15 protein-coding genes are annotated in these 22,375 nt (G+C 72.1%); 12 read left to right on the top strand and 3 right to left on the bottom strand.

The genetic code is table 11. The features are described from left to right. Window positions 1-24: 24 nt before the first annotated feature. Window positions 25-285: a hypothetical protein gene (locus AB0N31_RS27340; RefSeq protein ID WP_366061090.1), complete on the bottom strand. Its 261-nt coding sequence runs from the start codon at window positions 283-285 to the stop codon at window positions 25-27. Window positions 286-476: 191 nt separating this feature from the next. On the opposite strand from AB0N31_RS27340, the gene miaA reads away from it, so the two are divergent. From miaA to hflX, 6 genes are all read left to right on the top strand, one after another. Then, on the top strand, window positions 477-1,415 hold the full coding sequence (miaA, locus tag AB0N31_RS27335) for a tRNA (adenosine(37)-N6)-dimethylallyltransferase MiaA (RefSeq protein WP_366061089.1): 939 nt from the start codon (window positions 477-479) through the stop codon (window positions 1,413-1,415). Window positions 1,416-1,523: 108 nt separating this feature from the next. Then, window positions 1,524-2,126 carry a hypothetical protein gene (locus AB0N31_RS27330; protein WP_366061127.1) on the top strand — a complete coding sequence of 201 codons (603 nt, stop codon included), beginning with the start codon at window positions 1,524-1,526 and terminating at the stop codon, window positions 2,124-2,126. A gap of 67 nt (window positions 2,127-2,193) precedes the next feature. Next, a complete protein-coding gene (gene dapF / locus AB0N31_RS27325) occupies window positions 2,194-3,063 on the top strand; it encodes a diaminopimelate epimerase (protein ID WP_366061088.1) in 870 nt (289 codons plus the stop codon). 298 nt (window positions 3,064-3,361) lie between these two features. Continuing rightward, window positions 3,362-5,569, top strand: coding sequence for an HD domain-containing protein (locus tag AB0N31_RS27320; RefSeq protein ID WP_366061087.1), 2,208 nt, complete (start codon window positions 3,362-3,364; stop codon window positions 5,567-5,569). A 127-nt stretch (window positions 5,570-5,696) separates the two neighbouring features. Beyond that, complete coding sequence (locus tag AB0N31_RS27315; RefSeq protein ID WP_366061086.1) at window positions 5,697-7,238, top strand: M1 family metallopeptidase; 1,542 nt, start codon at window positions 5,697-5,699, stop codon at window positions 7,236-7,238. A 134-nt stretch (window positions 7,239-7,372) separates the two neighbouring features. Then, window positions 7,373-8,866, top strand: a complete 1,494-nt coding sequence (gene hflX, locus AB0N31_RS27310; protein ID WP_366061085.1) for a GTPase HflX — start codon at window positions 7,373-7,375, stop codon at window positions 8,864-8,866. A 58-nt stretch (window positions 8,867-8,924) separates the two neighbouring features. Here hflX and AB0N31_RS27305 read toward each other — a convergent pair whose 3' ends face one another. Then, window positions 8,925-10,154, bottom strand: a complete 1,230-nt coding sequence (locus AB0N31_RS27305; protein ID WP_366061084.1) for a hypothetical protein — start codon at window positions 10,152-10,154, stop codon at window positions 8,925-8,927. A 381-nt stretch (window positions 10,155-10,535) separates the two neighbouring features. Here AB0N31_RS27305 and AB0N31_RS27300 point away from each other — a divergent pair, with 381 nt between their 5' ends. The 4 genes from AB0N31_RS27300 to AB0N31_RS27285 all read left to right on the top strand — a co-directional run bounded on the left by AB0N31_RS27300 (window position 10,536) and on the right by AB0N31_RS27285 (window position 16,891). After that, window positions 10,536-12,023 carry a diaminobutyrate--2-oxoglutarate transaminase family protein gene (locus AB0N31_RS27300; protein ID WP_366061083.1) on the top strand — a complete coding sequence of 496 codons (1,488 nt, stop codon included), beginning with the start codon at window positions 10,536-10,538 and terminating at the stop codon, window positions 12,021-12,023. A 77-nt stretch (window positions 12,024-12,100) separates the two neighbouring features. After that, window positions 12,101-13,984: an IucA/IucC family protein gene (locus tag AB0N31_RS27295; RefSeq protein WP_366061126.1), complete on the top strand. Its 1,884-nt coding sequence runs from the start codon at window positions 12,101-12,103 to the stop codon at window positions 13,982-13,984. A gap of 27 nt (window positions 13,985-14,011) precedes the next feature. Continuing rightward, window positions 14,012-14,743: a GNAT family N-acetyltransferase gene (locus tag AB0N31_RS27290; protein WP_366061082.1), complete on the top strand. Its 732-nt coding sequence runs from the start codon at window positions 14,012-14,014 to the stop codon at window positions 14,741-14,743. Between the two features lie 174 nt (window positions 14,744-14,917). Further along, window positions 14,918-16,891: an ATP-dependent DNA helicase gene (locus AB0N31_RS27285; RefSeq protein WP_366061081.1), complete on the top strand. Its 1,974-nt coding sequence runs from the start codon at window positions 14,918-14,920 to the stop codon at window positions 16,889-16,891. Between the two features lie 211 nt (window positions 16,892-17,102). Here AB0N31_RS27285 and lexA read toward each other — a convergent pair whose 3' ends face one another. Beyond that, entirely contained in the window at window positions 17,103-17,882 is a 780-nt protein-coding gene (lexA, locus tag AB0N31_RS27280; protein ID WP_366061080.1) for a transcriptional repressor LexA, read from the bottom strand. A gap of 645 nt (window positions 17,883-18,527) precedes the next feature. Here lexA and nrdR point away from each other — a divergent pair. Further along, window positions 18,528-19,094 carry a transcriptional regulator NrdR gene (gene nrdR, locus AB0N31_RS27275; RefSeq protein WP_366061079.1) on the top strand — a complete coding sequence of 189 codons (567 nt, stop codon included), beginning with the start codon at window positions 18,528-18,530 and terminating at the stop codon, window positions 19,092-19,094. A 164-nt stretch (window positions 19,095-19,258) separates the two neighbouring features. Further along, on the top strand, window positions 19,259-22,153 hold the full coding sequence (locus tag AB0N31_RS27270) for a vitamin B12-dependent ribonucleotide reductase (RefSeq protein WP_366061078.1): 2,895 nt from the start codon (window positions 19,259-19,261) through the stop codon (window positions 22,151-22,153). Window positions 22,154-22,375 lie beyond the last annotated feature (222 nt).

Below are 22,375 nucleotides of genomic sequence, written 5' to 3'. Positions count from 1 at the left end.
GGGTCACCTTCCCTGGCGGGTCCGTCAGGTGCGGGCGTTCTCGCCGGTCCGACCGTCGGCGGCCTTGCCGGACGACTGCTGCCCCGGGATGCCGACACCGTCCTCGGCGGATTCCTCCGCCCCGGTGCCGCCCTCGGACGAACCGGCCGGTGTCCCGGAGGCGGCCGCCGCCTCCGGATCGGCCGCTTCCTCCGCGACCGTCCTGTCCGCGACTGTCCCGTCCGCGACCGTCCCGCCCGTGTCCGCTTGCCGTGCGGCCTTCGACCTACGGAAAAGCCATTCCATAACGCCCATATTCACTCCATACGGTACTCGTGCGGGCGAAATCCCGCGTCGCCCGGTGCGTCCGTCTGCGTCACCGGATCACGCCGCCCCGTGAACGGGCGACGGAAATCCCGCAACGGGCAACGACCTGGCGCGAGTCCTGTCACCTCACTCGTTCGAGGGCACGGGGTGACGTTTGGGAGACTGGTGCGGTGAGCAGCGCACCCCCCACCCCCCGGGTCATCGCCGTCGTCGGACCGACCGCGGCCGGAAAGTCCGATCTGGGCGTCTTTCTGGCCCGACGACTCGGCGGCGAGGTCGTCAACGCCGACTCCATGCAGCTGTACCGAGGGATGGACATCGGCACCGCCAAACTGACGCCCGAGGAGCGCGGCGGCGTTCCGCACCACCTCCTCGACATCTGGGACGTCACCGTCACCGCCTCGGTCGCCGAGTACCAGCGCCTGGCCCGGGCCCGCATCGACGCCCTGCTCGCCGAGGGCCGCTGGCCGGTCCTCGTGGGCGGCTCCGGGCTGTACGTCCGCGGCGCCGTCGACAACCTGGAGTTCCCCGGCACCGACCCCGAGGTGCGGGCCCGGCTGGAGGAGGAGCTGACGCTGCGCGGCTCCGGCGCCCTGCACGCCCGCCTGGCGGCCGCCGATCCGGAGGCGGCGCAGGCGATCCTGCCGAGCAACGGCCGCCGTATCGTCCGCGCCCTCGAAGTGATCGAGATCACCGGGAAGCCCTTCACGGCCAATCTGCCGGGGCACGACTCCGTCTACGACACGATCCAGATCGGCGTGGACGTGACCCGCCCCGAACTCGACGAGCGCATCGCCCGACGGGTGGACCGGATGTGGGACGCGGGGCTCGTGGACGAGGTGCGCGCGCTGGAGGCGCGAGGCCTGCGCGAGGGGCGCACGGCCTCCCGCGCGCTCGGCTACCAGCAGGTCCTCGCGGCCCTGGCCGGCGAGTGCACCGAGGACGAGGCGCGGGCGGAGACGGTCCGCGCCACCAAACGCTTCGCGCGCCGTCAGGATTCCTGGTTCAGGCGCGATCCGCGGGTGCACTGGTTGAGTGGGGCCGCGGCGGACCTCGCGGAACTTCCGCAGCTCGCGTTGGCGTTGGTCGAACGACCGGTCACAGCCTGATCACGTCATGGCATCGGGACGCTCAGGCCGTCATCCGGGCCTCCGGCCCCGTGCCATCATCGAGCTTCGATCGACCAAGTGGAGTCCGAGTGGGGAGGGCGCGTGGCGATGGAGGCCGGCCCTCGTGACACCGCACAAGGCACCGAGCACGTCACCGGCGAGCAGGGTGAACCGGAGCCGGTGGACGACCGTCCGGGTCCCGCGGGAGCGGACGGCGCCGACGGCTCGAACGGCGACGGCGGTACGGACGCCGTCGACGGCTCGAACGGCATCGACGGGATCGACGGCACGGACGACATCGACGACACGGACGAGGCCGAGGGCGGCGTGACCGCCGACGGTCCCGAGCCGGAGGAGATGTTCGCCGGCGGCCCGGAGGTCGAGGTCGAGCTGCGCCCCCAGCGCAGGCTGCGGATCTGGCAGCTCGCCCCCATCGTCGCCCTGGCCGCGACGGGCTCCCTGATGTTCGCCTTCCCGCTCGCCTTCGACTTCGGCGACAGCGGCGCCGTGATCGCCATGCTGGGCCTGCTGATCTGCTCCTGTGCGGCCGGCTGGGGAATGATGGCCGCCCGCCGCGTCGGACACACCTGGCCCGGCCTGCCGCAGCGCGGCTCCGGCCGCCGTCCCGACTGGCGGGTCGTCCTCGCCTACGTCGTCCTGGTCGCCGCGGTCGTGGTCCTGGCCGTCCTGCGGGTCGCACGGCTGCGTTAGACCCCGTCCGCCCCGTCCCACGTCGCCGCCGCGCGGCAGCGTCGTACCCACCCCGTACGATCGGGGGATGAGCACGCGGATCGCCTTCCTCAAGGGACACGGCACCGAGAACGACTTCGTGATCGTCCCGGACCCCGAGAACGCCATCGACCTCTCCCCGGCCGCCGTCGCCGCCCTGTGCGACCGCCGCGCGGGCATCGGCGGCGACGGACTGCTGCACGTCGTGCGCTCCGCCGCGCACCCGGAGGCGAAGGACCTGGCGGCCGAGGCCGAGTGGTTCATGGACTACCGCAACGGCGACGGCTCGATAGCCGAGATGTGCGGCAACGGTGTCCGGGTCTTCGCCCGCTACCTCCGCCACGCCGGCCTCGTCCCCGAAGGCGACCTCGCGATCGCCACGCGTGCGGGCGTGAAGAGCGTGCACCTCGCCAAGGACGGCGACATCACCGTCGGCATGGGCAGGGCGCGCCTCCCCGAGGGCGACGTCACGGTCGCCGTCGGCGAGCGCAGCTGGCCCGCACGGAACGTGAACATGGGCAACCCGCACGCCGTCGCCTTCGTCGACGACCTCGCGCACGCGGGCGACCTGTACGCGCCGCCCCCCTTCAGCCCCGCCTCCGCCTACCCGGACGGGGTCAACGTCGAGTTCGTCGTCGACCGCGGCCCGCGGCACGTCGCGCTGCGCGTGCACGAGCGCGGCTCCGGCGAGACCCGGTCCTGCGGCACGGGCGCGTGCGCCGTCGCCGTGGCCGCCGCCCGCAGGGACGGCGCCGACCCGTCCGTCACCGGTACTCCGGTGACGTACACCGTGGATGTCCCCGGCGGGCGGCTCGTGATCACCGAGCGGCCCGACGGCGAGATCGAGATGACCGGTCCCGCGGTGATCGTCGCCGAAGGCGAGATCGACTCCGAGTGGCTGGAAAACGCCGCCCTCTGAAGAGGATGCGGCTTGGCATCGGAGGCCGTGACGGCCCGGCATGCACAGGAGTACAGCCGGGTCCGTGGCCGCGAGTTCGAAATCAAGACCGACCCGGTGCCGGGTGGCGCAAAACCGTAAACCTCAAAGGCTTCGCTCGAATGGGTGATCCGTTTCACGCTCGGCGAGAGGCGGTCGGTCGGGCGTGGTGGGCTCGGTAGCATCAAGCACCGGCCCGGACGGGGGACTGTCGCCAGCCCCCCGAGCCGTGTCCGCCCTGGGGCACCCCGTCCGCCGGTCCACGCAGCCGGAGGTGCCCATGAGTGCGGAGGCCACGAACCCCGCGACCCCAGGCCCGGTAGTGCCTGCCGCGCCCCGCAGGCGCAGCCGCCCCCGGATCGACCTGCGCCGCCTGGGCCGGGCGGCCCTGCTCGGCCCCGCCTCCCGCGGCAGGCTGCCCGACGCGATCGGTCACGTGGTCGAGGCCCACCGCTTCCACCACCCGGACGCCGACCTCGAACCACTGCGCCGCGCCTACGTGCTCGCGGAGTCCTCCCACCGCGGCCAGATGCGCAAGAGCGGCGAGCCGTACATCACGCACCCGCTGGCCGTGACGCTGATTCTGGCCGAGCTCGGCGCCGAGACCACCACGTTGACGGCCTCGCTGCTCCACGACACGGTGGAGGACACCGATGTGACGCTCGATCAGGTCGGTGACGAGTTCGGCGCCGAGGTGCGCTACCTCGTCGACGGCGTGACGAAGCTGGAGAAGGTGGACTACGGCGCCGCCGCCGAACCCGAGACGTTCCGCAAGATGCTCGTCGCCACCGGCAACGACGTCCGCGTGATGTCCATCAAACTCGCCGACCGCCTGCACAACATGCGCACCCTCGGCGTGATGCGTCCCGAGAAGCAGGAACGCATCGCCAAGGTGACCCGCGACGTCCTCATCCCGCTCGCCGAACGCCTCGGTGTCCAGGCGCTGAAGACCGAACTGGAGGACCTGGTCTTCGCCATCCTGCACCCCGAGGAGTACGAGCACACGCGCAAGTTGATCGTCGACAACGCCTCGCGCGCGGACGACGCCCTCGCCGAGTTCGCCGACGTGACGCGCGCGGTGCTGCGCGACGCCGACATCCAGGCCGAAGTCCTCATCCGGCCGCGGCACCTCGTCTCCCTGCACCGCACCGCCCGCAAACGCGGACGGCTGCGCGGCTCCGACTTCGGCCGCCTGCTCGTCCTCGTCAACGAGGACGCCGACTGCTACGCGGTCCTCGGTGAACTGCACACCTGTATGACGCCCGTGGTCTCGGAGTTCAAGGACTTCATCGCCGTCCCCAAGTTCAACCTGTACCAGTCGCTGCACACCGCCGTCTCCCTCCCCCGGGCCCGGACGGACTCGTCCGGGGGCACTCCCGCCGACGTCCAGGTCGCCGAAGTCCTCATCCGCACCCACCAGATGCACAAGGTCGCCGAGGCCGGAGTCGTCGCGCTCGGCAATCCCTACGCCCCGCCGGCGGAGGAGCAGGGCGCGCCCGACGGCGAGCGCGTCGACCCCACCCGCCCCGGCTGGCTCTCCCGTCTCCTCGACTGGCAGGAGGCGGCCCCCGACCCGGACACGTTCTGGTCCACCCTGCGCGAGGACCTCGCCCAGGACCGGGAGATCACCGTCTTCCGCCCCGACGGCGGCACCCTCGGCCTGCCCGAGGGCGCCACCTGCGTGGACGCCGCGTACGCGCAGTACGGCGAGGACGCCCACGCCTGCCTCGGCGCCCGTGTCAACGGCCGCCTGGCGACCCTGAGCACCGTGCTGCGGGACGGCGACAGCGTCCAGCTCCTCATGGGCCAGGACCCCGCCTCCGAGCCCTCCAGGGAGTGGCTGGAGCACGCCCACACGCCCGCCGCGCGCATCGCCATCCAGCGGTGGCTCGCGGCTCACCCGGGTACGGACGGCGCGCCCGCCGAGGCCGACGGCACGAAGGCCGGCCCGACCCGGCCGCCGTCCGACGGCGTCCCGGCCCACCCCGCACCGGACGCCTCCGCGCCCGAGGCCCCCGGACCCCGCCCCGGCGCCGCGATCACCGTCGTCGACCGCCCCGGCGCCGGAGTCCGGCTCGCCGGGTGCTGCACGCCCGTCCCGGCCGACGAGGTCACCGGCTTCGCCGTACGCGGCGGCGTGGTGACCGTGCACCGCGTGGAGTGCGCCGCCGTGGCGCGCATGACGGAGGCGGGGCGCGCGGCGGTCGACGTGCGCTGGGGGGACACCACCGAGTGCCGGGTCACCCTGTTCGCCGAATCGTTCGGCCGCCCCCATCTGCTCGCGGACCTCACCGAGGCGATGGCCCTGGAGGGCGCCGAGATCGTCTCCGCGACCGTCGAACCGCCCAGCCAGCAGCGGGTCCGCCACACCTACACCGTCCAGCTCCCCGACGCAGCCCGGCTGCCCACCCTCATCCGCGCCATGCGCGACGTCCCCGGTGTGTACGACGTGGGACGCGCGCACCACCAGACGCCGCCGTTCTCCTGATCCCCTGAGGCACGGCCCGGGCCCTTCCCGTCCCGTCCGTCACCGCACACGCGCGTGCGCAACCCGTTCGGGTGGGCCGGTCGCGCGTCGGCGCCGCACGGGCGGGGCGCGCTGGTAGCCGTGGTGCATGCTGCTCTCCCCCCGCGCCCAGGCCCACCGGGACGGCACCGGCTCCCGCCGGCCCCGCACCGCCCGCTCCCGCCGCCTCACCTCCGCCCTCCTCGCCTCGGCCGTCTCCGTCTGCCTCGTCGCCGCGGGCGCCCCGCCCACCCCGCTCGGCGTCGGCGACCGCCTCTACCCCCACCTGGGCAACCCCGGCTACGACGTGGCGTCGTACGACCTGGCCCTCACGTACTCCGGAAGCAACGACGAACCGCTCCAGGCGGTCACCACGATCGACGGCTGGACCACCGCCACCCTGGACCGGATCAATCTGGACTTCGCCCACGGCGAGGTCCGGTCCGTCGAGGTCGACGGGGAGTCCGCCGACTTCGCCACCGCCGGCGAGGACCTGGTGATCACGCCCGCGCACCCGCTGCCCCGCGGCGACTGGATGCGCGTCACCGTGCGTCACACCAGCGACCCGGTGAGCGCCGACGGCCGGGACGGCGGCTGGCTGCGGACCGCGGACGGACTCGCCATGGCCAACCAGGCCGACGCCGCCCACCTGGTGTTCCCGTGCAACGACCATCCCTCCGACAAGGCCATGTTCACCGTCCGGGTCACCGCGCCCAGCGGGTACACGGCCGTCGCCAACGGTCTGCCGACCGGCGTCGACCGGGCGGGCCGCGCGACGACATGGACGTACCGCACCCTGCACCCGATGGCCACCGAACTCGCCCAGGTCTCCATCGGGCGCTCCGCCGTCCTGCACCGCGAGGGACCGCGCGGGCTGCCCGTGCGGGACGTCGTCCCCGCCAAGGACCGCGAGGCCCTCGAACCCTGGCTGCGGAAGACCCCCGACCAGATCGCCTGGATGGAGAGCAAGGTCGGCCCCTACCCCTTCGAGACGTACGGCATGCTCGTCGCCGACACCGCCACCGGCTTCGAACTGGAGACGCAGACCCTCTCCCTCTTCGAGAAGGCCCTGTTCACCGAGCCCGCCTACCCCACGTGGTACGTCGAGTCGATCATGGTGCACGAGCTGGCCCACCAGTGGTTCGGCGACAGCGTCAGCCCGCGCACCTGGTCCGACCTCTGGCTCAACGAAGGCCACGCCACCTGGTACGAGGCCCTGTACGCGCAGGAGAAGGCCGACCGCACCCTTCAGGCCCGCATGAAGGCGGCGTACGGCGCCTCCGACCGCTGGCGCGCGGTCGGCGGCCCGCCCGGCGCCCCCAAGCCACCGGCGCCCGGCCAGAAGATCGGTATCTTCCGCTCCAACGTCTACGACGGCGCGGCCCTGGTGCTCTTCGCCCTGCGCCAGGAGATCGGCCAGGAGGCCTTCGGCCGGCTGGAACGGAGCTGGCTGAGCGACCACCGCGACGCCACCGCGGGCACGGCCGACTTCGTCCGCCTCGCCGCCCGGATCTCCGGCCGTGACCTCGGGAGCTTCTTCCAGCACTGGCTGTACGACGAGAAGACCCCGCCGATGCCCGGCCACCCGGAGTGGAAGCCGGTCGCGCCCGCCGGCAAGGCCCCCGGCCCCGCCGTCAAGGCCTCCGAATAAGGCGATGACGAGACGGGCCGTACCGTGCGACCATCGTCGGGTCGGCGGGGCACGGGACGCGGGAATCTCCCGGACCGCTCGTGCGTTGTGCATTATGACCGCCGAACCGGCATCCCCAACGACGTAAGGACCCAATGACCTCCTCTTCTTCCCCTTCCCAGGACACCAAGCGCCTCGCGCACGCCTACCCCGAAGGTCTTCGGGCCGATGCCCTGATGGAAGAGGACGTCGCCTGGAGCCTCGACACCGACGGAGACCGGGACGGCGACCAGCTCGACCGCTCCGAGCGGGCGGCCCTGCGCCGCGTCGCCGGTCTCTCCACCGAACTCGAGGACGTCACCGAGGTCGAGTACCGTCAGCTCCGCCTGGAGCGGGTCGTGCTCGTCGGCGTCTGGACCTCGGGGACCGCACAGGACGCGGACAACTCCCTCGCCGAGCTGGCCGCCCTCGCGGAGACCGCGGGCGCACTCGTGCTCGACGGCGTGATCCAGCGCCGCGACAAGCCCGACGCCGCCACCTACATCGGCTCCGGCAAGGCCGACGAGCTGCGCGACATCGTCCTCGAGACCGGCGCGGACACCGTCATCTGCGACGGTGAGCTGAGCCCGGGCCAGCTGATCCACCTCGAGGACGTCGTCAAGGTCAAGGTCATCGACCGCACGGCCCTGATCCTGGACATCTTCGCCCAGCACGCCAAGTCCCGAGAGGGCAAGGCGCAGGTCGCACTCGCGCAGATGCAGTACATGCTGCCGAGGCTGCGCGGCTGGGGTCAGTCGCTGTCCCGCCAGATGGGCGGCGGCAAGGGCGGCGGCCTCGCCACCCGCGGTCCCGGTGAGACCAAGATCGAGACGGACCGGCGCCGGATCCGCGAGAAGATGGCGAAGATGCGCCGGGAGATCGCGGAGATGAAGACCGGGCGCGAGATCAAGCGCCAGGAGCGCAAGCGCCACAAGGTGCCCTCCGTCGCCATCGCGGGTTACACCAACGCCGGCAAGTCCTCGCTGCTCAACCGGCTCACGGGCGCGGGCGTACTGGTCGAGAACGCCCTGTTCGCGACCCTCGACCCGACCGTGCGCCGGGCCGAGACCCCGAGCGGCCGGCTCTACACGCTGGCCGACACCGTCGGCTTCGTCCGTCACCTTCCGCACCACCTGGTCGAGGCGTTCCGCTCCACCATGGAGGAGGTCGGCGAGTCCGACCTGATCCTGCACGTGGTGGACGGCTCGCACCCCGCCCCGGAGGAGCAGCTCGCCGCCGTGCGCGAGGTGATCAGGGACGTCGGCGCCATCGACGTGCCCGAGATCGTCGTGATCAACAAGGCCGACGCGGCCGACCCGCTCACGCTCCAGCGGCTCCTGCGCAACGAGAAGCACTCCATCGCCGTCTCGGCCCGCACCGGCCAGGGCATCGACGAACTGCTGGCGCTCATCGACGACGAGCTGCCCAGGCCGTCCGTCGAGGTCGAGGCGCTCGTGCCGTACACCCACGGCAAGCTGGTCGCGCGCGCCCACGCCGAGGGCGAGGTGATCTCCGAGGAGCACACGGCGGAGGGCACCCTGCTGAAGGCGCGGGTGCACGAGGAACTGGCGGCGGATCTCACGCCGTACGTTCCCGCGCCGCTCGTCTGACGCGTCGGTTCACCCGAAGGCCCGCCCTCGCTCGGGCGGGCCTTCGCCGTGCGCCGGTCTACCGGCCGGCGAACTTCTCGCTCACCGAGTCGTACACGCCCTTGGCCACCTCACCCAGCCGCGGACCCGCGAGCCAGCCGGCGTTCACCGGGCCGATCGAGGTGTTGGACACCAGCGCGGGCTTGCCGTCCGAGCCCGCGGCCACCCAGCCGCCGCCGGACGAACCGCCGGTCATCGTGCACCCGATGCGGTACATCGTCGGGTCGGTGCCGTTGAGCGACAGCCGCCCGGGCTTGTCCTGGCACTGGTACAGCGTCTGCCCGTCGTACGGCGCCGCCGCCGGGTAGCCGGTCGCCGTGATGCTCTTCACCTTGGTCACCGCCGGGGCCGCGAAGTCCACCGGCAGCGCCGAACCGACCATCTCCTCCAGCGACTTCCCGGCGCTGCCCTCCTCGGGCGTCACATGGATGACGGCGAAGTCGTACGAGGCGCCGTCGCCGCCGGTCTGCCCGCCCTGCTCGATCCACTGGTCGGACGTCTGAGCCCAGTCGCCCCACCAGACCCCGTACGGCGCCACCTCTTCCTTGGTCGCCGTCTGCAGCTTCGCGGCCGACATGCCCGAGTCGTTGTACGACGGCACGAAGGCGATGTTGCGGTACCAGCCGCCCTTCTTGCCGGCGTGCACGCAGTGGCCCGCCGTCCACACCAGGTTGGACTTGCCGGGGTGGGCCGGGTCCTGCACGACCGTGGCCGAGCAGACCATCGTGCCCTCGGGGGAGTCGAAGAACACCTTGCCCGCCTCGGGGGCGTTGGCGTGGTAGGTGGTCGGCACGGCCGCCGCGTCCACCGCCGCCGGCTCGGGGTCGGTCACACCCTGGTCGTCGGAGAGGTCGTTCTCGTCGACGCTGCGGTCCGGGTCCTCCGCCTCACGCATCCGGTCCGGGTCCCACAGGCCCTTGATGATCGGGTTGACGTAGTCCTGCGCCTCGCGCAGCCAGTCGTCCCTGTCCCAGTTCTTCCAGGCGCCGTTCTTCCACTTGTCCAGATCGATCCCGTGTTCCTTGAGCCGGTCCTTGATGTCGTCCGGGATCGTGATCTTTCCGTCGCCCGCGCCCGCGGCCGAGGCGGAGGCACCGGCCTGATCGTCGGCGTCGGCGCCGCCCGAGTCGCAGGCGGTCGCGGTGAGGGCGAGCGCCGAGGCCAGGGCGACGGCACCCAGCGCGGGGGAGATTCTGCGCGAGGCTTTCCTCCCCCGCCGAGCGATGAAGGACGGCCGTATGGATCGCATGGTGTGACTCCCCGTGGTGTCAAGGAACTTGGAGCGGTGGCCGCGCACACCGCGGGAACTGGGCTTCCTCTCATGCCTGGTTCGGGCGGGTCTCACGGCCGGGTGGGACGGCATCACACGATATGCGTTCGCTGTGGGGGAGCACCGACGGAACAGCAACGGTTCCGTCACGGCAAGGATCTTGGGGCAACCCGTAACCCGCAGGACCGTCGGCGGTTGGTAGGCGTGGAACGACGGTCCGTGCGTGGCCCTTCCAGCGGGAATTCCCCGAGGGCGCGGTGTCGCCGCCCTCGGCCCGGTACGCCGGTCAGGACCCGGCGAGGGGAGTTCCGCGGCGCACCGACTCGCCTGTGGACAGCGGGAGGACAGGAAACCGTGGCCATGACGCAGCCAGTGCCGGGGGAGACGTCCGCGGGACGTGATGCCGACGGGGGAACCGCCCTGGGGACCCCGGTGTGCGGGAGCCCGGCCGGTGCGGAGGTCCCCGTGCCCGGCCCTCCCGTGCGCGGACGCTCCGCCCGGGAGGGCGTCCCGGGCGGGCAGTCGGCACGCGCATCGGCGGCGCGGACCCACGCCGGGGCCCTGCCGGTCGTGCCGGTCCGGGCCCGGGGGCTGACCGTCGAGGGTGCCGACGGCCGCCGCTACCTCGACTGCGTCTCGGGCGCCGGGACCCTCGCGCTCGGCCACAACCACCCCGTCGTCCTGGAGGCGGTCCGCAAGGTCCTCGACTCGGGCGCCCCGCTGCACGCCCTCGATCTCGCCACGCCGCTCAAGGACGCCTTCGTCGCCGAACTGCTGCACACCCTGCCGCCGGGACTGGCCGGCCACGCGCGCGTGCGGTTCTGCGGACCGGCCGGCTCGGACGCGGTGGAGGCCGCGCTCGCGCTGGTCCGGGCCGCCACGGGCCGCACCGGGGTCCTGGCGTTCACCGGGGCCCGTCACGGAACGACCGCGGATTCCCTCGACGCCTTCGGCCACGACCCGGACGCACGGGTGACCCGGCTGCCGTACCCCCAGGATCACCGCTGTCCCTTCGGTGTCGGTGGCGAGCGGGGCGCCGAACTCGCCGCCCGCTGGACCGAGTCGGTCCTCGACGACCCCGAGTCGGGGGTGCGCCCGCCGGCCGGGCTGATCCTCGAACCCGTCCGGGGCGAGGGGGGAGTGATCCCCGCGCCGGACGCCTGGATGCGCCGCGTGCGCCGCGTCACCGCCGAACGTTCGATCCCCCTGATCGCCGACGAGACCCAGACGGGCGTCGGGCGGACCGGTGCCTTCTGGGCCGTCGAACACAGTGGCATCACCCCCGACGTGATGGTCCTGTCCAAGGCCGTCGGCGGCGGTCTGCCCCTGGCCGTGATCGTCCACCGGGACGACCTCGACGTCCGGGAACCCGGCGCCCTCGCGGGCCCGTTCCGCGGCAACCAGCTCGCCATGGCCGCCGGCGCGGCCACCCTCGCCCATGTCCGCGCCAACGGCCTCGCCGGACGCGCGGCCGCCCTGGGCGACCGTCTCCTGCGCCGACTCCGTTGTCTGGCGGACGACTTCCCGTGCGTCGGGGACGTGCGAGGGCGCGGCCTGATGATCGGGGTGGAGATGGTCGATCCGGAGGGGATCCCGGGTGGACGTGGTGCCGCCGCTCGGGGGACTCCTCCCGCGTCGACCTTCCCCGCGTCGCCCGAACTGGCCGCCGCCGTCCGGCGGGAGTGCCTGAGCCGCGGCCTGATCGTCGAACTCACCGGACGCCACGCGAGCGTCGTACGCCTGCTGCCGCCCCTGACCATCACCGACGAACAGGCGGCGGCCGTACTCGACCGATTCTCGGACGCGGTGCACGCCGTGGCCCGCACGCGAGCAAAGGAACGACCGTGAACACCCCGCCCCCGTCCTCGTCGCCCACGTCGGTCCTCCCGGCCCCCCGCGGGCGGCGGGGCACCGCGGCCGACCCGCTGCACCACCCCGACCCCCATCGGGCGGCCCAGGCGGCGGCTGTGGAGAACCTGCTGCGCTGCTGGGTCCGCGAGACCGGCCTGTCCGCCCCCGACGACGGTGTTCTGCGCATCCCGCTGCCCGCCACCGGCACCGCGCTCCTCGTCCCCGTGCGCCACTGGTCGCCCACCGGCTGGCACCGTTTCGGGCTTCCGCGCCCCGCCGACGCCCCCGAGCACTCCGCGCCCGTGGACGCGGTCATGCTCGCGGCCCTGCTCAGCCGCGAGGTGCTGCCCACCGGGCCCGGCGGAGCGTCCGGGGCCCCACTCGGCGCGGCCCCCCGCGTGGCGGACGCGGTGCCCGAGGGCGGGGTGCGGCACGACGACCTCGTCGCCCGGGTCGCAGACTCCGTCCGCCGCACGGCCACCTTCATCGGCGCGCACCGGGAACACCTTGCGGACCGGCAGCGCCCCGCCGAGCGAGCCGACCTCTTCCTCTCGGCCGAGCAGGCGCTGACATTCGGGCACCCGCTGCATCCGGCCCCCAAGAGCCGCGAGGACCTCTCCGACGCGGAAGCCCGGCTGTACTCACCCGAGGCGCACGGCTCCTTCCCCCTTCACTGGCTGGCTGTCGCGCCCCGCGTGCTGGCCGCCGACTCCGCCTGGACCGAGCGCGGCCGTCCCGTCCCCGCCCGGTCGCTGACGGCCCGGCTCGCCGGTACCCCACTGCCGCTGCCCGACGGGTACGCCGTCCTGCCCGTGCACCCCTGGCAGCTCCGTGAGGCCCGCCACCGTCCCGAGGTCGCGGCCCTGCTCGACGCCGGCCTGCTCCGGGACCTCGGCGCCCACGGCCCTCCGTGGCACCCGACCTCCTCCGTGCGCACGGTTCACCGCTCCGGCGCACCGGCGATGCTCAAGCTCTCGCTGGGACTGCGCATCACCAACTCCCGCCGCGAGAACCTCCGCAAGGAACTGCACCGGGGAGTCGGGGTCCACCGCCTGCTGCGCACCGGCCTCGGTGAGCGGTGGCGGGCGGCCCACCCGGGCTTCGACATCGTCCGGGACCCCGCCTGGCTCGCCGTGGACGGGCCGGACGGTCGTCCGGTGACCGGGCTCGACGTGGTGATCCGGCACAATCCGTTCGCCCCGGCCGACGACGTCTCCTGCCTCGCCGGACTCGTCGCGCCCCGCCCCGACCCGCGTCGGGCCGAGGACGGCGGCTCCGCGCCCTCCCGGCTCGCGGCGCTCGTCGGGCGGCTCGCCGCGGTGACGGGCCGGCCGCGCGAGACCGTGGCCGCCGAGTGGTTCCTGCGCTACCTGGAGCGGGTCGTCCGCCCCGTGCTGTGGCTCGACGGCGAGGCGGGGATCGCACTGGAGGCGCACCAGCAGAACACCCTGGTGCTGCTGGACCCCGACGGCTGGCCGAGCGGCGGCCGTTACCGCGACAACCAGGGCTACTACTTCCGCGAGTCCCGCCGCGCGGACCTGGACGCCCGGCTGCCCGGCATCGGCGAGGCCGGCGACGCCTTCGTCCCGGACGAGGTCGCCGACGAGCGCTTCGCCTACTACCTCGGCATCAACAACGTGCTGGGACTCATCGGCGCCTTCGGCTCCCAGCGGCTCGCCGACGAACGCGTGCTGCTCGCCGCCTTCCGACGCTTCCTGGCCGATGCCGACGCGGGTGCCGCTGCGGATACCGACGCCGGCTCTCGCACCGGTCCCGGCCCGCGCTCTCGCACCGGTCCCGGCCGGACACGGAGTTCGCTGCCCGCCCGGCTGCTCGACTCACCGCGCCTGCGCTGCAAGGCCAACCTCCTCACCCGCCTCCACGGCCTGGACGAACTCGTCGGCCCGGTCGACACCCAGTCCGTCTACGTCACCATCGCCAATCCCCTGCACCGTTGAAACCCGCTCGCCGAGAGGAGTGGAGCCGTGCCCGCCGCCGATGCAGAGGACACCTCGGAGCCACGTCCGCCCGACGGCGTCCTCGCCTCGCTCACCCCGCCAGGAGAGGGCGCGATCCGGACGCCACCCGGAGCATCGGCGTCCGTCACGGCCGTCCCGAGCCCCCGGCCCGGCCCCGCCGCCCCGGAAACCCCGCTCGACCACATCGCCGGCTGGGGCCCCGCAGCCACCCCCGTCGGGGCCTTCCGGCTCGTCCCGGTCCGGCTCGACAGGGACCTGCCCCACATCGCCCGGTGGATGAACGACCCCGAGGTCGCGGCCTTCTGGGAACTGGCCGGCCCGGACACCGTGACCGCGGCGCACCTGCACCGGCAACTGGCCGGAGACGGCCGCAGCGTCCCGTGCCTCGGCCTGCTGGAGGGCGTCCCGATGAGCTACTGGGAGATCTACCGGGCGGACCTCGACCCTCTGGCCGGCTTCTATCCGGCCCGACCGCACGACACGGGCCTCCACGTTCTCCTCGGCCGCGGCGCCGACCGGGGCCGCGGCCTCGGTGCCGTACTGCTCAGGGCGGTCGCCGATCTCGTCCTCGACAGCAGACCCGGCTGCGCGCGGGTCGTCGCCGAACCCGACATCCGTAACACGCCGTCCGTCGCGGCCTTCCTGACCGCCGGCTTCCGGTTCTCCGCGGAGGTCGGCCTGCCCGCCAAGCGAGCCGCTCTCATGATCCGGGACCGGGCTTCGCGTCATCTGCTCTGAACACCCTGTCGAGCCGTCCGATCAGCGGCCGCCCGCATCCGGTCCCGATCGGTCACCCGCGTGCCGAAACCGGCGCCCCGTCCCGCCCACCGGGAGGCCCACCGTCTTGATCGCGTCGCTCCCGTCCCCCGTGACCACACCTTTGTCAGTGCCGCCCCGTAGGGTGGTCGCGCTATGACGAAGCCCTCACTCCCCGAACTCCTGCACGCCGCCGTCGCCGCCGTCGGCGGCACGGAGCGCCCCGGCCAGGTGACCATGGCCGAAGCCGTCGCGGAGGCGATCGACGACGGATCCCATCTGCTGGTCCAGGCCGGCACCGGCACCGGTAAGTCGCTGGGGTACCTTGTGCCCGCGCTCGCGCACGGCGAGCGGGTCGTCGTGGCGACCGCCACCCTGGCGCTGCAACGCCAGCTCGTGGAGCGCGATCTGCCGCGCACGGTCGACGCGCTGCATCCGCTGCTGCGTCGCCGCCCGGAGTTCGCGATGCTCAAGGGCCGGTCGAACTACCTGTGCCTGCACCGGTTGCACGAGGGCATGCCCCAGGACGAGGAGGAGGGCCTCTTCGACCAGTTCGAGGCCGCCGCGCCCACCAGCAAGCTGGGCCAGGACCTGCTGAGGCTGCGCGACTGGGCCGACGAGACGGAGGACGGCGACCGGGACGACCTGACCCCCGGCGTCTCCGACCGCGCCTGGGGCCAGGTCTCGGTCTCGTCCCGCGAGTGCCTCGGCGCCACGAAGTGCGCGTACGGTGCCGAGTGCTTCGCGGAGATGGCCCGCGAGCGGGCCAAACTGGCCGAGGTCGTCGTCACCAACCACGCTCTGCTGGCCATCGACGCCATCGAGGGCGCCCCCGTCCTTCCCCAGCACGAGGTGCTGATCGTCGACGAGGCCCACGAGCTGGTCTCGCGGGTCACCGGCGTCGCCACCGGCGAGCTGACCGCGGGCCAGGTCAACAGGGCCGTGCGCCGCGCCGCGAAGCTCGTCGACGAGAAGGCGGCCGATCAGCTCCAGACCGCCGCCGAGGGCTTCGAGCGACTGATGGAGCTGGCCCTTCCTGGCCGCCTGGAAGAGATCCCGGAAGACCTCGGCTACGCCCTCATGGCGCTGCGCGACGCCGCCCGCACGGTGATCTCCGCGATCGGCGCGACCCGCGACAAGTCCGTCCAGGACGAGGACTCGGTCCGCAAGCAGGCGCTGGCGTCGGTGGAGAGCGTCCACGACGTGGCGGAGCGCCTCGTGAACGGCTCCGAGTACGACGTCGTCTGGTACGAGCGGCACGATCGCTTCGGCGCCTCCCTGCGCGTCGCCCCCATGAGCGTCTCGGGCCTCCTGCGCGAGAAGCTCTTCGCGGACCGCTCCGTGGTCCTGGCCTCGGCGACACTGAAGCTGGGCGGCGACTTCAACGGCGTGGGCGCCTCCATGGGGCTCGCCCCGGAGGGCACCCAGGGCGAGGACGTCCCCCAGTGGAAGGGCATCGACGTCGGCTCCCCCTTCGACTATCCCAAGCAGGGCATCCTGTATGTCGCCAAGCACCTGGCCCGCCCCGCGCGCGACGGCGACCGCGCGGACATGCTGGACGAGCTGACGGAGCTGATCCAGGCGGCCGGCGGACGCACCCTCGGTCTCTTCTCCTCGATGCGCGCCGCGCAGCTGGCCGCGGAGGAGCTGCGCGCCCGCATCCCCGAGTTCCCGATCCTGTTGCAGGGCGAGGAGACGCTCGGCGAGCTGATCAAGAACTTCGCGGCCGACCCGGAGACCTGCCTCTTCGGCACGCTGTCGCTCTGGCAGGGTGTCGACGTGCCCGGCCCGAACTGTCAGCTGGTGGTGATGGACAAGATCCCCTTCCCGCGTCCGGACGATCCCTTGATGAGCGCTCGCCAGAAGGCGGTCGAGGAGGCCGGCGGCAACGGCTTCATGGCGGTCGCCGCCACCCACGCCGCGCTGCTGATGGCCCAGGGCGCGGGCCGGCTCGTCCGCGCGTCGGGCGACCGCGGAGTCGTCGCCGTGCTGGACCAGCGGCTCGCCACGGCCCGCTACGGCAGCTATCTGAAGGCCTCGATGCCCGACTTCTGGTTCACGACGGACCCGAACCAGGTCCGCAGGTCGCTGGCGGCGATCGACGCGGCTGCGAAGCAGGCCGACGCATAGGGCACGGGGCATGAGAAAGGGGGCCTGTCCCCGTGAGGACAGGCCCCCTTCCGTCCCGTCGGTTCCGCCCGGTGACCGGACCGCCCCACGCCACAGGACCGACCAGGCCCTGGACCGACCGGCGCCCGGACAGCACAGGGCCCCGGAACCGGCGCAGGGATCCCGGGGCCCAGTCAGGGGGGCGGTCGAGGAGGCCCGTCCGCCGCCGCACTCAGACGCGGCGCAGAACGGCCACCACCTTGCCGAGGATGGTCGCGTCGTCGCCGGGGATCGGCTCGTACGCCGCGTTGTGCGGGAGCAGCCACACATGGCCGTCCTCGCGCTTGAAGCGCTTCACGGTGGCCTCACCCTCCAGCATGGCGGCCACGATGTCGCCGTTCTCCGCGACCGGCTGGCGGCGGACGGTGACCCAGTCGCCGTCGCAGATCGCGGCCTCGATCATCGAGTCACCGACGACCTTGAGCACGAACAGCTCACCGTCGCCGACGAGCTGCCGGGGGAGCGGGAAGACGTCCTCCACCGACTCCTCGGCGAGGATCGGGCCACCGGCGGCGATCCGGCCGACCAGGGGGACGTAGGACGCGGCGGGCTTGCCGGCGGTGTCCGTGGGCTGCACCGTCGCGGCCTGGTCGGACCCGCGCACCTCGTACGCGCGGGGACGGTGCGGGTCACGGCGCAGGAAGCCCTTGCGCTCCAGTGCCATCAGCTGGTGTGCGACCGACGAGGTGCTGGACAGGCCGACCGCCTGGCCGATCTCCCGCATCGACGGCGGGTATCCGCGCCGCTGCACGGAATCCCGGATGACCTCGATCACCCGCCGCTGACGGTCGGTGAGCCCCGAGCTGTCCGCCCGGATGCCTGGAGGTCGGCCCGGCAGGGAGCGCTTGTGCCCCTCCGGATTCATGGGTTCGTTCATCGCGTGCACCGGCTCGAGTCGGCCCTGGGAGCGGTCCTGGGCAGTGATGGTGGCACTGTCTGCGGTGGTGGTCACGTCGGCCCCTCTCGGTTGTCTCCCTGCTGCACAACGGTAGTTGCTTTCGAAAGGTTGCGCCAAACACACGTTCGAGTGAAAAAGCGTGGATAGCCTGACTTGATCATGTGTCGGGGTGTATAGCTGACGCGCCGCCCACTGGACGTGAAGGGTGCTTGTTGTACTCTTCGCCGCCGGAGCCGATCGCCTTGTGAGAGGTGGCCCCAGTCTGCCACCCGTACCCCGGCGGGCCGGGAGCCGGGCCCGACTCTGTGCGAGAGTCCCACCCCTCCTCCTCCTGGCGCTCACGGTATCCCCGTGCGCGGCCCGGCGGCACGGTCGTGTGCGGGCGGCCGCGCGGTCGTGCGCGCGACGACGCGGCCGTATGCAGCCGTACGCGCGCGTGCGCGGCGGGCCGTGCGCGACCGGTTCCGTGTGCTCGCCGTGACCGCCGGAACGCGTCCTGTGAGGGCCGTCGGCGCGACACGCGACACGGCCTGGGTGAATAAGCCAAGCCCTACATCTAGTGGTTGGATGTCCCCCGCAGCCCACAAGTTGTGTTCCCCCGGGACTTCGCACCCTCCGGAATCACCTATGCTGGGGGCTGCTTCGAGGGGCCCGTGAGGCCCGCGAGGCCATGGAGACTGCTGTGAGGAGGGATGGATCATGCACTGCCCCTTCTGCAGGCACCCCGACAGCCGTGTCGTCGACAGTCGTACGACCGACGACGGCACGTCGATCCGCAGGCGCCGCCAGTGCCCTGACTGCTCCCGTCGTTTCACGACCGTGGAGACGTGCTCGCTCATGGTGGTCAAGCGGTCCGGGGTCACCGAGCCCTTCAGTCGCACCAAGGTCATCAACGGCGTGCGCAAGGCCTGCCAGGGACGGCCCGTCACGGAGGACGCGCTCGCCCAGCTGGGTCAGCGGGTCGAGGAAGCCGTGCGGGCCACCGGGAGCGCCGAGCTGACCACCCACGACGTGGGGCTGGCCATACTCGGCCCGTTGCAGGAACTGGACCTCGTCGCCTATCTGCGGTTCGCCTCCGTCTACCGGGCGTTCGACTCGCTCGACGACTTCGAGGCCGCGATCGCGGAACTCAGGCAGGCGCGGCACCCCGAGACGGACGACGGCGGCCGCGAGGGCGCGGCAGACGCTGTCGCGGGGGGCCGGGAGGACGACGGCGGGCGCGGAGGAACCGTGCAGGTTCCCGAGCCCGCCCACTCCGCCGACTGACCGCGGTCCGGAACCGGAACACAGGTTCCGGACCGGGCCGGGCGACGGCGGACGAGACCTGCTGCGGGCGTGGCGAACGGTGGTGCCCGCAGCACAAGACAGAACACCGTGTCACGGGAACAGCGTGGCATTTCAGGGCGTTTTAGCCCGTACAGGGAGGCGGCATGACAGAGACGGCGAGCGGTCCGGCACGGGGTTCCCGAGCCAAGGGCGCCAAGGCGACCAAGGGCCTGCGTATCGAGCGCATCCACACGACCCCCGGCGTGCACCCGTATGACGAGGTGGCCTGGGAGCGCCGTGACGTCGTCATGACCAACTGGCGCGACGGCTCGGTCAACTTCGAGCAGCGTGGCGTCGAGTTCCCCGACTTCTGGTCGGTGAACGCGGTCAACATCGTCACCAGCAAGTACTTCCGGGGTGCCGTCGGCACCCCGCAGCGCGAGGTCAGCCTCAAGCAGCTGATCGACCGCATCGTGAAGACCTACCGGAAGGCCGGGGAGGACCACAAGTACTTCACGTCGCCCGCCGACGCCGAGATCTTCGAGCATGAGCTGGCGTACGCCCTCCTGCACCAGATCTTCAGCTTCAACAGCCCTGTCTGGTTCAACGTCGGCACGCCGCAGCCCCAGCAGGTCTCGGCCTGCTTCATCCTGTCCGTCGACGACTCCATGGAGTCGATCCTCGACTGGTACAAGGAAGAGGGCATGATCTTCAAGGGCGGCTCCGGCGCCGGCCTGAACCTCTCCCGCATCCGCTCCTCCAAGGAGCTGCTCTCCTCCGGCGGCAACGCCTCCGGCCCGGTCTCCTTCATGCGCGGCGCCGACGCCTCCGCCGGCACCATCAAGTCCGGTGGTGCCACCCGCCGCGCCGCCAAGATGGTCGTCCTCGACGTGGACCACCCCGACATCGAGGACTTCATCGAGACCAAGGTCAAGGAGGAGGAGAAGATCCGCGTCCTGCGCGACGCGGGTTACGACATGGACCTGGGCGGCGACGACATCACGTCCGTCCAGTACCAGAACGCCAACAACTCCGTCCGCGTCAACGACGAGTTCATGAAGGCCGTCGAGCAGGGCGGCAAGTTCGGCCTGCGCGCGCGGATGACCGGTGATGTGATCGAGGAGGTCGACGCCAAGTCGCTCTTCCGCAAGATCGCCGAAGCCGCCTGGGCCTGCGCCGACCCGGGCATCCAGTACGACGACACCATCAACACCTGGCACACCTGCCCCGAGTCCGGCCGGATCACCGCGTCGAACCCGTGCAGCGAGTACATGCACCTGGACAACACGTCCTGCAACCTCGCCTCGCTGAACCTGATGAAGTTCCTGAAGGACGACGGCCAGGGCAACCAGTCCTTCCAGGCCGAACGCTTCCAGAAGGTCGTCGAGCTGGTCATCACCGCGATGGACATCTCCATCTGCTTCGCGGACTTCCCGACCCAGAAGATCGGCGAGAACACGCGCGCGTTCCGCCAGCTCGGCATCGGCTACGCCAACCTCGGCGCCCTGCTGATGGCGACCGGCCACGCGTACGACTCGGACGGCGGCCGCTCGCTGGCCGGCGCCATCACCTCCCTGATGACGGGTACGGCCTACCGCCGCTCCTCCGAGCTGGCCGCGGTCGTCGGTCCCTACGACGGCTACGCCCGCAACGCCGACGCCCACAACCGCGTCATGAAGCAGCACTCCGACGCCAACCAGAAGGCCGTCGGCATCGACGACCTGGACAGCCCCGTCTGGGCCGCCGCCACCGAGGCCTGGCAGGACGTGCTGCACCTCGGCGAGAAGAACGGCTTCCGCAACTCCCAGGCGTCCGTTCTCGCCCCGACCGGCACCATCGGTCTGGCGATGTCCTGCGACACCACCGGTGTCGAGCCCGACCTCGCCCTGGTCAAGTTCAAGAAGCTGGTCGGCGGCGGCTCGATGCAGATCGTCAACGGCACCGTGCCGCAGGCCCTGCGCCGCCTGGGCTACCAGGAGGAGCAGATCGAGGCGATCGTCGCCCACATCGCCGAGCACGGCAATGTGATCGACGCCCCCAGCCTCAAGCACGAGCACTACGAGGTGTTCGACTGCGCCATGGGCGAGCGCGCCATCTCCCCGATGGGCCACGTCCGCATGATGGCCGCGATCCAGCCGTGGATCTCCGGCGCCATCTCCAAGACGGTCAACATGCCGGAGACGGCGACCGTCGAGGAGGTCGAGGAGATCTACTTCGAGGCCTGGAAGCTCGGCGTCAAGGCGCTCGCGATCTACCGCGACAACTGCAAGGTCGGCCAGCCCCTCTCCGCCAAGACCAAGGAGAAGGAGAAGACCGAGGTCACCGAGAAGGCCGAGGACACGATCCGCGCCGCGGTCGAGAAGGTCATCGAGTACCGTCCGGTCCGCAAGCGCCTGCCCAAGGGCCGTCCCGGCATCACGACCTCGTTCACGGTCGGTGGCGCCGAGGGCTACATGACCGCCAACTCCTACCCGGACGACGGTCTCGGCGAGGTCTTCCTGAAGATGTCCAAGCAGGGCTCGACGCTCGCCGGCATGATGGACGCCTTCTCCATCGCGGTCTCCGTCGGCCTCCAGTACGGCGTACCGCTGGAGACGTACGTCTCGAAGTTCACCAACATGCGCTTCGAGCCGGCCGGTATGACGGACGACCCCGACGTGCGGATGGCCCAGTCGATCGTCGACTACATCTTCCGCCGCCTGGCACTCGACTTCCTGCCCTTCGAGACCCGTTCCGCGCTCGGCATCCACTCCGCCGAGGAGCGTCAGCGCCACCTGGAGACCGGTTCGTACGAGCCGTCCGAGGAGGACGTCGACGTCGAGGGTCTGGCCCAGTCGGCCCCGCGCGCCCAGGACCTGAAGGCCGTGGCCACGCCGAAGGCCGAGGTGGAGGCCGCCAAGCCGGCCCCGCAGCAGGCCCACACCAGCGCCGAGCTGGTGGAGATGCAGCTGGGCATCCACGCCGACGCCCCGCTGTGCTTCTCCTGCGGTACGAAGATGCAGCGCGCCGGTTCCTGCTACATCTGCGAGGGCTGCGGCTCGACCAGCGGTTGCAGCTGACCCCGGTGACCCCGGGCGGTAGGGCCTGCCCGGGGTGAACGACCTGGCGAGGGCGGTGGAGCCGGTTTCCGGCTCCACCGCCCTCGGCGTTCGGTGGCGCGGGATCCGGAGCTGCGGACCTCCCGGAGACTTCGGCCGGGACGGAGCGAGCGCGCCGACGTGGTGGCGGACCAGTTCCCGGTGGACCGCGCCTTCCTGGACGCGGCGGTCGAGGAGATCACG

Source organism: Streptomyces sp. NPDC051051, from assembly GCF_040682975.1.
In the GTDB taxonomy this organism is placed as follows: Bacteria; Actinomycetota; Actinomycetes; order Streptomycetales; family Streptomycetaceae; genus Streptomyces.
The sequence above is the reverse complement of the archived record's forward strand: the minus strand, read 5'-3'. Positions and strand labels throughout refer to the sequence as shown.

Coding starts and splice junctions, on each gene's coding strand:
- AB0N31_RS27340 (WP_366061090.1), bottom strand. CDS start 285: ATGGAATGGCTTTTCCGTAGGTCGAAGGCCGCACGGCAAGCGGACACG.
- AB0N31_RS27330 (WP_366061127.1), top strand. CDS start 1,524: ATGGAGGCCGGCCCTCGTGACACCGCACAAGGCACCGAGCACGTCACC.
- dapF (WP_366061088.1), top strand. CDS start 2,194: ATGAGCACGCGGATCGCCTTCCTCAAGGGACACGGCACCGAGAACGAC.
- AB0N31_RS27320 (WP_366061087.1), top strand. CDS start 3,362: ATGAGTGCGGAGGCCACGAACCCCGCGACCCCAGGCCCGGTAGTGCCT.
- AB0N31_RS27315 (WP_366061086.1), top strand. CDS start 5,697: ATGCTGCTCTCCCCCCGCGCCCAGGCCCACCGGGACGGCACCGGCTCC.
- hflX (WP_366061085.1), top strand. CDS start 7,373: ATGACCTCCTCTTCTTCCCCTTCCCAGGACACCAAGCGCCTCGCGCAC.
- AB0N31_RS27305 (WP_366061084.1), bottom strand. CDS start 10,154: ATGCGATCCATACGGCCGTCCTTCATCGCTCGGCGGGGGAGGAAAGCC.
- AB0N31_RS27300 (WP_366061083.1), top strand. CDS start 10,536: ATGACGCAGCCAGTGCCGGGGGAGACGTCCGCGGGACGTGATGCCGAC.
- AB0N31_RS27285 (WP_366061081.1), top strand. CDS start 14,918: ATGACGAAGCCCTCACTCCCCGAACTCCTGCACGCCGCCGTCGCCGCC.
- nrdR (WP_366061079.1), top strand. CDS start 18,528: ATGCACTGCCCCTTCTGCAGGCACCCCGACAGCCGTGTCGTCGACAGT.
- AB0N31_RS27270 (WP_366061078.1), top strand. CDS start 19,259: ATGACAGAGACGGCGAGCGGTCCGGCACGGGGTTCCCGAGCCAAGGGC.